This window comes from Evansella halocellulosilytica, assembly GCF_002335745.1.
GTDB classification, from domain to species: Bacteria; Bacillota; Bacilli; order Bacillales; family Salisediminibacteriaceae; genus Bacillus_CA; species Bacillus_CA halocellulosilytica.
On the sequence record NZ_NIST01000001.1, the window covers coordinates 5361902 to 5375146 of the forward strand.

Consider the following 13245-nt stretch of genomic DNA (forward strand, 5'->3'; position numbering starts at 1 on the left):
GAAAGTATCTAATATTTTATGAAGGAGCAAATTAATGGATAGTATAGTAGACTTTCTTAGAAATCAAGACTTTACAACACAAATGACATTAATAGATGGATTTATCGCCATTTTCCTAAGCTTTTTTCTAACACTTATCATTACAAAAATATATAAACTAACATACAAAGGGAACAAGTATTCACAATCCTTTGTTCATACGATTATTATTATGGGTGTTGTTGTCTCCTTAATTATGATCGTCATTGGCAACAATATAGCAGTTGCCTTCGGACTTGTAGGAGCATTCTCTATTATCCGTTTTCGTAGTGCGATGAGCGACCCAAAAGATATTGCCTTTATTTTCTTCGGAATGGCAGCGGGTATCGCTTGCGGATTAGGTTTTTATTTACTAGCAATCATTTTCACTCTAACGTTGTCACTACTAATCTATGTTTTATATGTTGTAGATTACGGAAAAAGTGAAGGCGAACCGCGGACTTTAAAGATTACTGTTCCCGAGAACTTACAATATGATGGAGCATTTGACGATATATTTGAAAAATATATGACTTATCAATCATTGACACGAGTGCAAACAACGAACCTCGGAACGATGATCCAGTTAGATTATGAAATTATCATAAAAGAAGGTACGAAAGACCAAGAAATTCTTGATGCAATACGAGCAAGAAACTCTAACTTAAATGTTGCGATTAACTATGCGAGTACTACATATTAAAAGCAATTATGTATGATGAATGAAAGCCGGGATATCCCCCGGCTTTCGGGTTTTTATACGTAGATAACTGATACGTAATTTGGATTCGTTGTAATGTATAGACCACTTAACAGTCTATACATGTCTGTGGAGCTGCCTGGCACATTGACACGCTCTACGACTGTGAACGCTTCTCCTCGTGTCACTTGCCCAGCAATAGCACTGTCATCCCATGACGGTTCAGAGCGAACATTCAATACGTCTACTTCAACCCTTACCATCATTGTTCCTCCATTACTTTTTCTTTGTAATCCTAAATGTTCTGCGACTCCTTCAACAACTGCTCTGCAATAATCTTCACGAAAATTACTTTGACGCATCAAGTTGTTATCCGTAATGTTATCGATAAACGCTTCCTCTAGAAGCAATGCTGACATATTTGTATTACGAAGAACACTAAAGTTCGCTTCTTTCGTTCCGCGGTTCGGAAGGCCGTATCCACTTAATACATTGACAACTTTATTATGCACCGCATTTTGTAAGTTTCTCGTTCCCTGACTTACTCCTCCATTATAAATATAACTTTCAAACCCCCGCGCTTGTCCATTAAAAGCATTTTTATGATCACTGATAAACACAGCTGCCGCTGCATTATTGGCAATATTAGCACGGTCGATTAGCTCAACAAAGACATCGGTACTTCGAGTTAAAATAACCGAAACGTCTTCATATTCATCCATTAACATTTGCCTCATACGTAAAACCCGATCTAAACAAAGGTCTTTTTCAAGTAAACCATGGCCGGTTGCCCCACTGTCATGTCCTCCGTGACCAGCATCTAAACAAATAATTGTACTCATGAACGATCCTCACCTTTCAATTGGTATTTTCCTAATTCGAATAATCCAACTGCAGCTAATCCAGATAAAACACCAGCCCACAGCCTTAACACTAGCTCAAGATCTGTAAATGGGTACGCTACTCCCCCAACAATTCCCCCTATGAAAACTGATAAGAGAGGTAACCGTTTTTTCTTTATATTTAAAGTAATTTTCCATAACTCAACCAACGCCAGTACAACAGGAGTAATTGTCGTTGCCAACACTAATACACTATTCATTCTTAATACCTCCTTTCTTTCATTCAATGCTATAAATCTACTAATCGAAACGGCTTGTATCATAGAAAAGGAAGAATAAAAAGGATGTCTTTTCCGTGTGATAACGTAAAGGAAAAAAATCAAACCAAAAAAGCCGCAGCTAAAGCTGTGGCTTTCCCGAATCTATTCTTTAATCAAATGAAGTAATACACCTATCTATAGGTGTAATGACGACAATCTTAAAACTTTTAATCAACTTCATATGCTTCTTTAACGATCTCTTCAAATTCATCTTCTGTAATTTCCCCGATTTGTACTGCTCTTTGCATATCCTCTTTCGTTGCCCAACTGTTGTTATACGCTAAAGTCCAAAAGTTCATCCTATTCACCACCTAATTTCATTCGTACTAATTCAGTGCCTAAAAACTGGGTATCATTCTCAAGTTTCCGGCGTTTAAGTTTTTCTTGGACTAATTCCTTCCCTAAGTTTGTGACTGAGTATGGAGTTTGTTTAAGTGCTTTCAACTCTTTCTTATTTTGTTCATTTTCTTTTTGCTCTTTTTCTTTTTCTATTCTAGTTAAAATACCAGTGATTTTTGCGGTCATTCTATACTTCCTCCCACTCTATAGAAGGTTCATCATTATCCGAAAGAAGATGATACCTTAACTCTACATACAAAGTTCCATTATCGTCTTTTTCGGCAGATTTTATCGGGTTAAATGGTAATGATGTTTCAATCATTAATTCATCAGTCCTTTCATCCATCACCACACTGTCCCCCGCTTTTAAGATTGAAAAGTCAAAATATTCTTCTAAGTCCTGAAAAAAAACGTGAATAGACTCACCATCAAATTCATACTTAATTTCAGAATTGTTTCTAGGTAATGGTTTGATTGGAATATATCTAACTTTCATGACCTTCTCTCCCTTCTCCATCTTCCTTTTACATATAACCTAACCCCTATTGAAGTAGAAGATTCAACTGTTGAATAATGACGTACGTTTGATGAACTAGTCGTTCCTAATCCTGTAACATCCGCCCATCTAAGTGTCCCAGTTGCTGATACTGCTCTTGATTCTATAAACATATCTTCAAATTCTGCTGGGTAATGAACAGTTACTGTTTCTGACCTGAAAATATTTCCACTACTTACATCCGCTATTACTCCACCAACATAGCAAAAACACTCCATAATACCATCAGAGTACATGATGTAATCACCATTTGAATTTGACCCTTTGTTAAATACAAATACTTCTTCATGCCACTTTCCCCAAGGTGTAGTTTCTCCTGCAATTGTATTAGAGGATCGATGAAGGATCGCATATGTTTCATAATTGTTAGGGTTTGCGTCCCATGCAAATAAAACAGCTTTTTGATAGCCTGTATTTCCTGCACTTGCATCAATAAACCCCGGAGCAAAAGTGGTAACTGTTAGACGTAGGCTTTCGATATCTCTCCCAAAATCACTTGCCTCAAACCCCATATTTTCAAGCCACTCTGCTAATAATGGTGTGCTCACACTACCTGAGACTCTTGTAACCGTTACTCCTCTTCCGATCATCTCTGCGTCCGCATTAGGACCATAATTGGGTACAATATTCACTTGCTCACTATCAACCGCATCAGCTTTCTCTTGTGCTCCTTCGACCGTCTCTACTTCTTTCCATTCAGAAAAAGTGCCGCCTTGCTTCGTTCGAAAATAAGTTCTGTCCCCTCTTCCTGCTTGTTGGAGAGCTTCCGTTTCAGATCGTTGAACATGAACGCCATAAACAGTTGCTGAGTTAGGACCATTCGTATCTCCTGAATAAAACCCTGTCTTATTGACCGTGTTCCAGTCGACATTTTCTACGTCTGATCCAAGCCCGAACGCTTTTCCCCAGTCTAATGCTTCTTTATACTGCGTCTGAATATGGTTTGCCCATTCTGCAGTGATGACTTCACCTGACTCCACAGGTCTCTTTTCAAAAGCCATTCTTTCATTCCCCCTTACCTACGTATTTGCAATTCGAAATTCCCAACTTGTTGATATTGTGACGTTATCATTTTTTGGTTCATCAACTAACACTCGGGCAATTAAACGTCCAGAGCCTTGATCACTTGAACCTCCTGCAAATAATCCAAGCTCTTTCCATTGAAAATTCGCTTCCGATTCAGTAAAAAATGTTTCAAATACAGGATTTACGTTGTTTAAATAACTAATCGTAAATTCCTTTCTAAATCGTTCATTGCCCATAGTTGCAGTCCCGAGACGGTTCGGTTCATCAGAGTCTCCAACAGCAATATAATTGATTGGATTTACAGACTGACCGTTGATCAATTGTGCCAAATAGTATATCCCATCTTGCAACACCCGGTTTTTATATGTTTTTCTGTTCTCGTTATGAATAATCTCGACATTATGAGTAAGTGCTAAAGTCGAATCGTGACTGGTCAAACGCATTCACCCCCGCTCGTTCCGTAATTACCGATAAATCATCTGTGAAAGAGAGCGTTTCGAAAATGTTATTAAACCGTTGTACGATAATATCGTCACGCTCATTTGCTTCTAAATTGCCGATCCTCTTTGACAACTCTTTCATTTTTGAAACGAACTTCTCCGCAGAGCGAGTCATTCGATTAAGATCTAACCGATTAAATAGCATATTATTTTCAAAATATACTTCAGCTTGATTTACTTTGAATATTCCCATTGCGTTATACTTAGGTAGATCGACTTCTACGTACATCCCAGCACGTATGTCAGGATCTAATACGGTTAAACTTCCGCCTAATTTAGGTTTCGAATGTTCAATAAGCTGTTTCTCCGCTTTTTTTCGTCCTTGGGCAGGCGTGTTTATTTTATTATCGTCAATCCGTTCAATGACTTTGCCATACTGACTGATGCTTTCTGCATCTTCCATATAGACGACAATCGGGTACAGATATTTATATTCAAAGCGAATAAGGGATCCACTTTCCGGTTTATTTTCTTCTGAAAACTCTACCGTCTTTTCGCTATAGTTTAATAAAACATCGTATTCATTATGATCATCAACATTTTTCACACCAACAGACAACTGGATATCATCGACGTAAAACTTCAAATGTTCAGGTTTGTAGTACGTATAGTAAATCGTTTTTTCCCCATCTGCTACTTCCGTTTGTGTGATTTCATCACTTATCCCTTCTCCCCCAAACAAATAAAGGGCATTAAATAGCTCATCACTATAACTGAAACTAGGAGAATCAGCAAGTGGCTGCAGCATCCCTTGTCCTACAGGTGTAGGATATATTTCTGACTCCGGAGGGAAAATTTTGAGAATTCGCTCTGCCCCATCATAATCGATAAACCATATCCATCCGAGCTGCTCGACAATATATTCAGTTGCATCAAATAACGTTTCATAATTGAACGAAACATCGATCGTTTCCTCTGAAGGTGCAATATCTAATTGAATCGGCTTTTCGTAAAATTGCTGCCAGATCTGTGTCAATACGTCATCTACTTTACCGTTGTAAGTCCCGACAACTAAATAGTCACTACTCTCTGCAGTATAATCCTCAGCCTTAATGGAAAGCCTCTTTGAAGATCCTTGAGCTGTTAATGAATGATCAACAATTCTTCCGCCAAAATAGTGTGTTTTTTGATGACCAATAATCGTGACTTGAATATCAGACCTCATTTGACATGCGTGAATGACATCATCATTCGGGTCATTTATATCAAATGAACAAGTCGAGACTCGATCATTCGTCGTATCTGAGATTTTCAACTTATGCTGTAATATTCTCAGTCCATTAACCCCTACTGTTGCAAAAGCTTTTTTCTCGGTCTTTTCAATCGTAAAATTTTCTTTGACATACAATTCGCTGCACCGTTTTGCAACTAAGTCTTTTAAAAATTGCTCTTGAAAATAGAAGCGCTCCTTCGCATCTGGACTAGACGTAATAACATGATAGTCTTCTAACGTCACCTTTTCTTTCGGTAGACTCGATAGCTTGATTGTTTTAGCAACGATTTCAGAAAACGCCCCCGCATCCGCGATCATTTTCCCAACATCATTCTGTTGCGAATCAGCTATCGTTACTACATCTTCTATCGTTTTATATACTTCACGTATGACCTCTGTATTTAAGCCGATTTTTTCATCGACTAACTTTTGCAGTGATTGATAATAAACCTCTTCAATACTCGAAAGGTCTTCTAAACTCCGAAACACATCTTGTTGATCAAATTTATGAATATCAAATTTATATGAATCAAACCCATAATTCAGCATGGAGGCACCGTCCTATTGTGCATTGCTAATAACCCACGTCCAAGTTATGTCGAAAGTATCTTCAGGTTCTTTCGTCACAACACCGAACGTAATTCTCGCCCACATACTGCCGCCAGTCGCTGCATTAAATAAACCTGCTTCGCGAATCTCGATTGATTCAGAAACAGGTTCATTAGGTCCAAAAACTGCTGAAAATTCCACTTCATTTAAATTTCTTTGTTTACTAACTGACTGCCGGCTTCCCTCTTGTTCTAGTAAATCAGTATCTGATAATACTGGAGCTGTTCCATCTGTTCCAATGCCGATATGAGACGGGACTGAAACCGCCGGGCTATTTAGCAGCTGTTCAGCTAATCCATCTTTCCCGCCGTTAACAATAAGATTTTCCTCCTCAAACTGCTGTTTTACATTCCCCTCTTTATCTCTTAACGTTGCGTTTATTTTTCCTGCTAATTTTAAACCGTCATGCATACATAAGCCTCCTAAAATTTTAATCTAGCTAATTCATCGACTAAGTAATCGATATCGTTCCGATCATTAAATGTGTTCCCTGAAAGGTTTACATGGATCACCTTTTGTTGAGTCCCTTTAGACGTAATGAATGAGCTTGAAAGATGGCCAAAATCCGGTGAATCGATATCAGGCATTTTTAACATGTGATCCATTTTTGCCCTTATGTCGTTTTCAGATCGGTCAATTGCTTCACCAATCGTTCCTGCAAAATCGATTCGTGTAATTCCGCGCATCGGTCCTTCTTTCGGCTCAGAAAAAGGAAAGAAACCTCGAATCGTTTCGGCAACGTTGCCAATTGCGTCTTTCACCTTTCCGATTGAGCCTGTAATACCAGAAATAATCGAATCGATAATATTTCGTCCAGCTTGTAAAAAGTTACTACCTAAATTAGAAAGAAAAGATAAGGCATCATCAAAAGGCTTCTTAACTGCATTTAGAATTCGGCTTCCTGCATTACTGATGTTCGTCCGCAAATTCGTAAAAATGTTCGTGACACGAGATAATAGATTCGACACCGTGCTCACGACGCTGTTCAACATATTTTGAAAAACACTAGTTATATTTGAACCTAAGTTACGAATTAAGTTTAAACCCGAAGTGACAAAGCTGCGAATAAGAGAGACTACTCTTCCTACCAATGTGAGGTTGATTAAATTCCATACAAATTCGAGCGCACCGCTTAACAGTTGTTTAATGCCTTCCCACATCGCAGACCAGTCACCTGTCAACAGTCCCGAAAAGGTGTTAATCAAACCCATGATCATGTTAAGTGCGCCATTAATAATTCCTTCAATCATCCCCCAAACTGTTTCTATAATGACTTTAATGGCTGGCATCACAAATTCAATGATTGACTGAATAAACGAAAAGGCATTTTGGACAGCTTCCATTATCCGTTCACCATTTTCAGCCCAAAATTGTTGAATCATTTCGAGCTTTTCTACAATAAACGGAACGACTAAATCTAATATATGCTCAATGATTTCCCCAACTGCACTCATAGCTGTAAATACCGTTTCACGAATCGACTCGAAAACTGTAATCGCATTTTCTAATATGGCAGAACCATTTTCCTGCCAAAACTCTTTTATTGCGAGAAGGATCTCCTGAATATAAGGCACTAGGAATTCTAATACTTCAGAAATGACAAGACGAATGTCTTCAAACACTTGACCGATAAACTCACGAATCACCCCTAAATATTCTTGGAATGATTCCCAAATCATTAAAAGTGTCTCTTCATTATTAGAACCCCATTCACTGAGCCATGTTGTTAATGTTTGAATCCAGTCCACAAGGTGACTGACCCCTTCACTAATCGCATCGAATACAACATCAAAAACTTGTTGGACCGTCGGCATATTCTCAATAATCCAATCAGCGAATTCTTGAAAGATTGGCATAACACGACCACCTAACTCAGCAAAAAGGAAGTCAAATGATCGTTTTAACTGATCCATTGTATTCGTAAACATGACACCGGCTTCTACAGCTTCATCGGACATTTCAAGGCCTAGTTCATTAAATGATTGTTTTAATTCATCAATCGAACCGCGGCTATTGTTTAGAAGTGGTAATAACTCTTGACCGCTTTGTCCAAAGAGCTGTTGAGCTAACTCAGCTTTTTCAATACCATGTTCCATATCCTGCAACGAACGTACGGTTTGCTCGAATGCTTCTTCTTGACTCATCGATTCATCAATACTAATGCCTAGTCTCGCAAACGCCTCTGCTCCTGTACCAGTTCCGCTTATCGCTTCTGCCATTCGTTGTGATAAAGTACCCATTCCACCATTCATTGAATCAATACTTACCCCAGATTGAGAAAGAATAAAATCCCATGTTTGAAAAGCAGATTGTGACAGCCCTAATTGTTGACTCATTTTATTTATTCGATTAGCAGATTGACCTGATTGGCTTGAAACTTGAAACAGAGCATTGGTCACATTGGCTGCTCCTGCTACAATCGCTTCGCCCCACTTTGCTGCTGATTGAATACCGTTTCTAAAACTGTCTCCAATCTTTTTTGCTTTTTCTTCTATGTTTGCTAATGATTGCTGAGCATCTTTATCCTCGATTAGTATAGATCCTAGCATACTAATGACTTTCAACGATTCTACCTCCTTTCCGTTCGTTTTTTAAGTGGCGCTTAAAGCGAGTGAATCGATCTTGTACAGATTCATTTGCATGCTCCACTCTCCGATAAGGCTTCTTGATTTGTTCTTTAAAATCGTGAAAACTTTGGAAATTGTCTTTCGTCATATGCGGATATTTCGCTAGCCACAGTTCCCAAGCTTTCCGATCATTTTCTTTTTCCTTTGCTTTTAAAATACACTTCGACAACCTTTTAATTGGTTGTTTTACGATAAAACGAAAATCAAAATGGCTATGCAGCAGAATGAGTGTTTCTTCATATCCCACTACATAGCCTATTTGAAAAGCTCTAATAACTCCGGATCAGAAAAGATCTCTTTCAATGATTTTAAAGTTTTACCGAAGGATTGACTCTTTACTTCTTCGATTTCGATACCTTCTGCAATCGAAACAATTTGAAAAATCTCCTCTTTGATTTTCCCAGCATTTCGAACAATATGTTTCAGACTGTCTAAAACGGGGTCTACTGGATCAACATTCTTTTTCCCTTTATATTTCTCTTTAATTTTCCCTTTCATGCTCTCAAAGCCAACTTTTTCGTAAATGTCAGCAGCTAATGGTAACATTTCAATTGCTTTTTCCGTGTCTAAAATACGTTGTTTATCAGTCATCAGATCCCTCCAAATTTAAGGCTTTTCGTTAAAGAGATTCACAGCAAGCGAATGACGCTTGCCTAGAAACTCTTATCATTTTGCATGTACACGATCACCGTCGTAATTCTTTTTAGATTGCTCTTTATTCTTCGATTTCACTTTGCTCTTTTTCATAGTACACAACATACGTCGGCACACTATTCATTTTGTTCGGATCAAAGTGTGCAGTAAATGTGACTTCTGATGTTAATTCATCCTGCTCTGCAAATGCTGCAGTTAAAGTACCATCGCCAAGCACATTCTCAATGACATATGCCACTAATCGACCGTCTTTTGTTTCGGTAATATACGCCATGTTATCAATGTAATCTTCTTCTGTGAATTCAACGTTTGGTCGATACAATTTATAATTAGGAACATCTGATGCTTCATCAACTTCATTAATTTTCCCCGGCATAATTTTAGCGATATTTTCTAAGTCGAGTTCGAGAGCCGTCGTTTCAATCGTAATGTTCCATTCCATCCGACGCTTCATTCCCTTTGTATTTTCCCCTCGGTCCCCGTCAAAACGAATTGGGTGGTTTGTTGGCTCTACAGTATAGCTACCTCCGCCTCGAGTCGCCCCAAATGGAACGGTGTTGTTATCGTCCCAGTTATTTGGATTAAAATTAAATACAACGACACCTTCTCCTAATTGTACTTTCTCTGCTTTTGGTACTGCTGGTCTTTGAATTGCCATAAATCGTTTCCCTCCATGTTTATGATAAATTTTTTCCATTACAACGTAGTTGGAGCTTAGATTGGACGTTTTTTTACAATAGAGCTGATTGATCCAAGTCCAAACAGACTTTTAAAATAAGTAAAAGTTCACCACCTTGTCCCCGTCTCACTATTAAATGGCAATCGTATGACAAAAACATAAGCACAAGGAACTTGTCTCTTCCTCTGCTAGTAAAGCTTTGTAGAAATTTGTCAACCGGACAACACGTCACGTCCTATGGCATGTCCAACATTAGGACGTCCTGTTCGTTGAGACAACCCGATAGATCAGATCTCCAGCTAAACTCCCACGTCCTGCGGGAACACCGAAGTCACCACATCCGTGTGGAAGCTCGTGATGTAATCGCTCATTGCTGAAACTTTTTCAACAGTTAGCTGTCTATCATATATTTTTCAAATGAAAAAAGGTACCACGCGATTGACGTGATACCTTCAAAACGATTATTCAACTTTTCCGACAAATTCATTTACGAGATCCACAGCATAGCCACTACCGCCATGCTCCTGTGAGTCTTCAATCATCACTGCAATTAGAAGGTCCTTCTCTTCATAATCAAAAGCAACGTACCAGCCTAATTCTTCACCGGATTCATCTTCTAATGAATCTTTCAATTCTGCTGTACCCGTTTTCCCGGCTAGCGCTCGGTTATGACCTGGATTTTCGCGGGATGCTGTACCATTTGAGTCTTCTACTACTGCGATAAGGCTATCGAGCACAATGTTTGCTGTTTCAGGTGAGATCGTGTCTTCCTTCCACATTTCCGGCTCGCTTCCCTCAAACAATTGCGGTTGAATCACGCTTCCATCATGAATAAACATCGTATATAAAGAAGCCAGGTGGAGCGGATTCATTAGGACTTGACCTTGACCGTAGCCTGTGTCTGCTAAAAGTGGCTCAGAAGAAAGACCATCATTAGAAATGGACGAAGCATTCATAGGAAAACCAAACGGAAATGGTTCCCCAAATCCAAATGTTTCTGCCCATGACTCCATCTTTTCTTCCCCTAAAGCTAAAGCTTGCATCGCAAAATAAATGTTATCTGAATACATCATACCTGTTTTTAGATCAATATCACTTACTTGTTCATTCACACGTGTAATCCGATAGTCTCCCCAGCTGCCATCATCTGGCTGCCACTGTTTTCCTTCAATTTCAAACACCTCATCTGGATCTAACGTACCTTCTTCCAATCCTGCAGCTGCTGTAAATGGTTTAAAAGCTGAACCTGGTGAATAAACATTTTGAAATCTTCGTGTTATGAGTGTATTCGGATCATCTATCGATTCTGCACGCGGATCAGTCAACTGTAAATAACGCAAGTTTGAATCATAGGATGGTAAACTGACTAGTGCTAACACTTCACCCGATGTCGGGTCCATCACGACACCTGCCCCGGTATCGTCACCAAACGTATCAACTAATTTCTCTTGGATCGACACATCAATCGTTAAGGTAATATTGTCACCATGAACAGGATCAGATTTCATTAACACATCACGTGTATTCCCTTCTTCATCGGCGACTGAAATGGTCACACCCGGCTCCCCACGCAGATCATTTTCAAGAGCGGCTTCTAACCCACGTTTTCCGATGATCGAATTCATATGATAGCCTTCTCCTTCACGCTCCTCCAGTTCTTCCGCTGTAATTTGGCCGACATAACCGATGAGATGGGCAAGTTCTCCCCCAAAATGGTATTCCCTTCCTTCCTCACGGTTTAAAAGGACCCCAGGAATATTAAGTAAATCATCTACTCTTTCATCCGATAATGATATATGTTGTACTGGTGCAAACCAATCCGGGTTATCTGGATATCGGTTCGCTAAATCACGAACCGTCTCAACATCAATATTCAAAATATCTGCAAAGCGATTTGTCGCATCATCAAAATCTTCCATTCTTTCTGGTACAAAACCAACTTCATACACTTCTCCGTTTGTTGCTAAAGGTGTTCCGTAACGATCAAAGATTTCTCCGCGATTTGACGGTTCTGTCGAAACTTGTATTTGATCATCGTTCGTTTTCAGACCCATAAATAAATGAGAAGGGTGCCAATCGACACTCCAAACTTCAACTTCCTCGTCTTCGATCATGTCTATTTCCTTAGTCAAAAGAACATTGGTCGTATAAGAAATATCTCCGGTAATCGTATTCATTCCAACGTGCACTTGGTAATCAAGCTCTTCTGTCTCTTCGAGATCTATTTCCTCTTCGGCAAAATCACGTGATTCATATGTAATTTCAATTGAATTCACACCTAAATCTTCATGGACTTTTTCAAAACGTTCTGAAAGATTCCATTCGTAGCCATTTAGCTCTTCTTCTGAGCTCGTATTTAATGTGTGAAACATTTCATCGTAGTTCTGCCCTTCCCAAGCAGTAATATAATGATCAAGTGTATCTTCAGGATTTACTGCTTCATCACTAGAACAAGCAGAAACAAAGAAAATGAAAAGAAATAACATGCCTATTTTTTTCACATTGTCAACCTCCTCTTCCCCTTCTTCAACAACTACACCTATTATACCAAAACACTAGAACCTATGTTCCATCTTTTGGATTTAATATAAGAAAAATATATTGGCATTTTTATATGAGGACGATTCCCTTTTTCAAAATTTCTCATATTTCCGACACAAAATTTGACTTTTGTATTATAATGATTCATAGAATAGTACTATGTATTTTTTATGCACCATTGTCGATAATAAAAGTATGACTTTTTTACACAGCTAGTTTAATAAATATAAGACTTTTGCAAGGTGGTTAAAATTCATGGTTTTAAAATTTTTACGCAAGAAAAAATTAATGAATACGACTCACATTAGTTGTCCGAGCTGCGAAGAAGAAACTGACATTGAAATGTGGAATAGTATTGCAAAAGAAGTTTATGGCGTTCAATCTCCAGATGTACGTGAAGCAGCATCAAATAAAGGGAATTCTTTCCCTTACCAATGTCCTAAATGTCATACTGGCTTCTCCGCACATAAACTAACCTTCATTGATAAAGAAGAAAAAGAAGATCTAATCAAGGTTAAGCATCAAGAGGAATTTTAATGACTACATACATAATTAAATGATCGAAAAAGCTAGTACATAACCTACTAAAAACACCTCACATAAAAGAGGTGTTTTTTCGAG

The 13245-nt window shown here is 38.5% G+C and carries 16 protein-coding genes; 2 read left to right on the top strand and 14 right to left on the bottom strand.

The window, feature by feature from the left end; translation table 11 throughout:
• Nucleotides 1–34 precede the first annotated feature (34 nt).
• On the top strand, nt 35–721 hold the full coding sequence (locus CD001_RS25190; RefSeq protein WP_096190313.1) for a DUF4956 domain-containing protein: 687 nt from the start codon (nt 35–37) through the stop codon (nt 719–721).
• Nucleotides 722–774: 53 nt separating this feature from the next.
• Here the strand turns inward: CD001_RS25190 and CD001_RS25195 are convergent, their stop codons facing one another.
• From CD001_RS25195 to CD001_RS25260, 14 genes are all read right to left on the bottom strand, one after another.
• The gene (locus tag CD001_RS25195) at nt 775–1560 is read right to left on the bottom strand and encodes an N-acetylmuramoyl-L-alanine amidase (RefSeq protein WP_096190314.1); all 786 of its coding nucleotides are present in this window, start codon (nt 1558–1560) and stop codon (nt 775–777) included.
• Nucleotides 1557–1820: a holin gene (locus CD001_RS25200; RefSeq protein WP_096190315.1), complete on the bottom strand. Its 264-nt coding sequence runs from the start codon at nt 1818–1820 to the stop codon at nt 1557–1559. The genes CD001_RS25195 and CD001_RS25200 overlap by 4 nt, the downstream gene beginning before the upstream one ends.
• 227 nt (nt 1821–2047) lie before the next feature.
• Complete coding sequence (locus CD001_RS25205) at nt 2048–2179, bottom strand: XkdX family protein (protein WP_096190316.1); 132 nt, start codon at nt 2177–2179, stop codon at nt 2048–2050.
• Between the two features lies 1 nt (nt 2180).
• Complete coding sequence (locus CD001_RS25210; protein WP_096190317.1) at nt 2181–2405, bottom strand: XkdW family protein; 225 nt, start codon at nt 2403–2405, stop codon at nt 2181–2183.
• Between the two features lies 1 nt (nt 2406).
• Nucleotides 2407–2715, bottom strand: a complete 309-nt coding sequence (locus CD001_RS25215) for a hypothetical protein (protein WP_096190318.1) — start codon at nt 2713–2715, stop codon at nt 2407–2409.
• The gene (locus tag CD001_RS25220; protein ID WP_096190319.1) at nt 2712–3776 is read right to left on the bottom strand and encodes a pyocin knob domain-containing protein; all 1065 of its coding nucleotides are present in this window, start codon (nt 3774–3776) and stop codon (nt 2712–2714) included. Before CD001_RS25220 ends, CD001_RS25215 begins: the two co-directional genes overlap by 4 nt.
• Nucleotides 3777–3794: 18 nt before the next feature.
• On the bottom strand, nt 3795–4238 hold the full coding sequence (locus CD001_RS25225; protein WP_096190320.1) for a hypothetical protein: 444 nt from the start codon (nt 4236–4238) through the stop codon (nt 3795–3797).
• Nucleotides 4201–6063 (bottom strand): XkdQ/YqbQ family protein, encoded by a 1863-nt coding sequence (locus CD001_RS25230; protein WP_096190321.1) that lies wholly within the window; start codon nt 6061–6063, stop codon nt 4201–4203. Before CD001_RS25230 ends, CD001_RS25225 begins: the two co-directional genes overlap by 38 nt.
• A 12-nt stretch (nt 6064–6075) precedes the next feature.
• A complete protein-coding gene (locus CD001_RS25235) occupies nt 6076–6534 on the bottom strand; it encodes a hypothetical protein (RefSeq protein WP_096190322.1) in 459 nt (152 codons plus the stop codon).
• An 11-nt stretch (nt 6535–6545) separates the two neighbouring features.
• A complete protein-coding gene (locus CD001_RS25240) occupies nt 6546–8687 on the bottom strand; it encodes a phage tail tape measure protein (RefSeq protein ID WP_096190323.1) in 2142 nt (713 codons plus the stop codon).
• A complete protein-coding gene (locus tag CD001_RS25245; RefSeq protein ID WP_096190324.1) occupies nt 8674–8997 on the bottom strand; it encodes a hypothetical protein in 324 nt (107 codons plus the stop codon). The genes CD001_RS25240 and CD001_RS25245 overlap by 14 nt, the downstream gene beginning before the upstream one ends.
• Nucleotides 8998–9005: 8 nt before the next feature.
• A complete protein-coding gene (locus CD001_RS25250) occupies nt 9006–9341 on the bottom strand; it encodes a hypothetical protein (protein ID WP_096190325.1) in 336 nt (111 codons plus the stop codon).
• A gap of 124 nt (nt 9342–9465) precedes the next feature.
• Nucleotides 9466–10062, bottom strand: a complete 597-nt coding sequence (locus CD001_RS25255; RefSeq protein ID WP_096190326.1) for a hypothetical protein — start codon at nt 10060–10062, stop codon at nt 9466–9468.
• A gap of 482 nt (nt 10063–10544) precedes the next feature.
• Nucleotides 10545–12584, bottom strand: coding sequence for a penicillin-binding transpeptidase domain-containing protein (locus CD001_RS25260; protein ID WP_096190327.1), 2040 nt, complete (start codon nt 12582–12584; stop codon nt 10545–10547).
• 295 nt (nt 12585–12879) lie between these two features.
• On the opposite strand from CD001_RS25260, the gene CD001_RS25265 reads away from it, so the two are divergent.
• Nucleotides 12880–13161 (top strand): CpXC domain-containing protein, encoded by a 282-nt coding sequence (locus CD001_RS25265; RefSeq protein ID WP_096190328.1) that lies wholly within the window; start codon nt 12880–12882, stop codon nt 13159–13161.
• Nucleotides 13162–13245: the final 84 nt, after the last annotated feature.

What these genes read in the sequence shown, in the direction of transcription:
- CD001_RS25190 (WP_096190313.1), top strand. Translation starts at nt 35, where the DNA reads ATGGATAGTATAGTAGACTTTCTTAGAAATCAAGACTTTACAACACAA.
- CD001_RS25195 (WP_096190314.1), bottom strand. Translation starts at nt 1,560, where the DNA reads ATGAGTACAATTATTTGTTTAGATGCTGGTCACGGAGGACATGACAGT.
- CD001_RS25200 (WP_096190315.1), bottom strand. Translation starts at nt 1,820, where the DNA reads ATGAATAGTGTATTAGTGTTGGCAACGACAATTACTCCTGTTGTACTG.
- CD001_RS25205 (WP_096190316.1), bottom strand. Translation starts at nt 2,179, where the DNA reads ATGAACTTTTGGACTTTAGCGTATAACAACAGTTGGGCAACGAAAGAG.
- CD001_RS25210 (WP_096190317.1), bottom strand. Translation starts at nt 2,405, where the DNA reads ATGACCGCAAAAATCACTGGTATTTTAACTAGAATAGAAAAAGAAAAA.
- CD001_RS25215 (WP_096190318.1), bottom strand. Translation starts at nt 2,715, where the DNA reads ATGAAAGTTAGATATATTCCAATCAAACCATTACCTAGAAACAATTCT.
- CD001_RS25220 (WP_096190319.1), bottom strand. Translation starts at nt 3,776, where the DNA reads ATGGCTTTTGAAAAGAGACCTGTGGAGTCAGGTGAAGTCATCACTGCA.
- CD001_RS25230 (WP_096190321.1), bottom strand. Translation starts at nt 6,063, where the DNA reads ATGCTGAATTATGGGTTTGATTCATATAAATTTGATATTCATAAATTT.
- CD001_RS25235 (WP_096190322.1), bottom strand. Translation starts at nt 6,534, where the DNA reads ATGCATGACGGTTTAAAATTAGCAGGAAAAATAAACGCAACGTTAAGA.
- CD001_RS25250 (WP_096190325.1), bottom strand. Translation starts at nt 9,341, where the DNA reads ATGACTGATAAACAACGTATTTTAGACACGGAAAAAGCAATTGAAATG.
- CD001_RS25255 (WP_096190326.1), bottom strand. Translation starts at nt 10,062, where the DNA reads ATGGCAATTCAAAGACCAGCAGTACCAAAAGCAGAGAAAGTACAATTA.
- CD001_RS25265 (WP_096190328.1), top strand. Translation starts at nt 12,880, where the DNA reads ATGGTTTTAAAATTTTTACGCAAGAAAAAATTAATGAATACGACTCAC.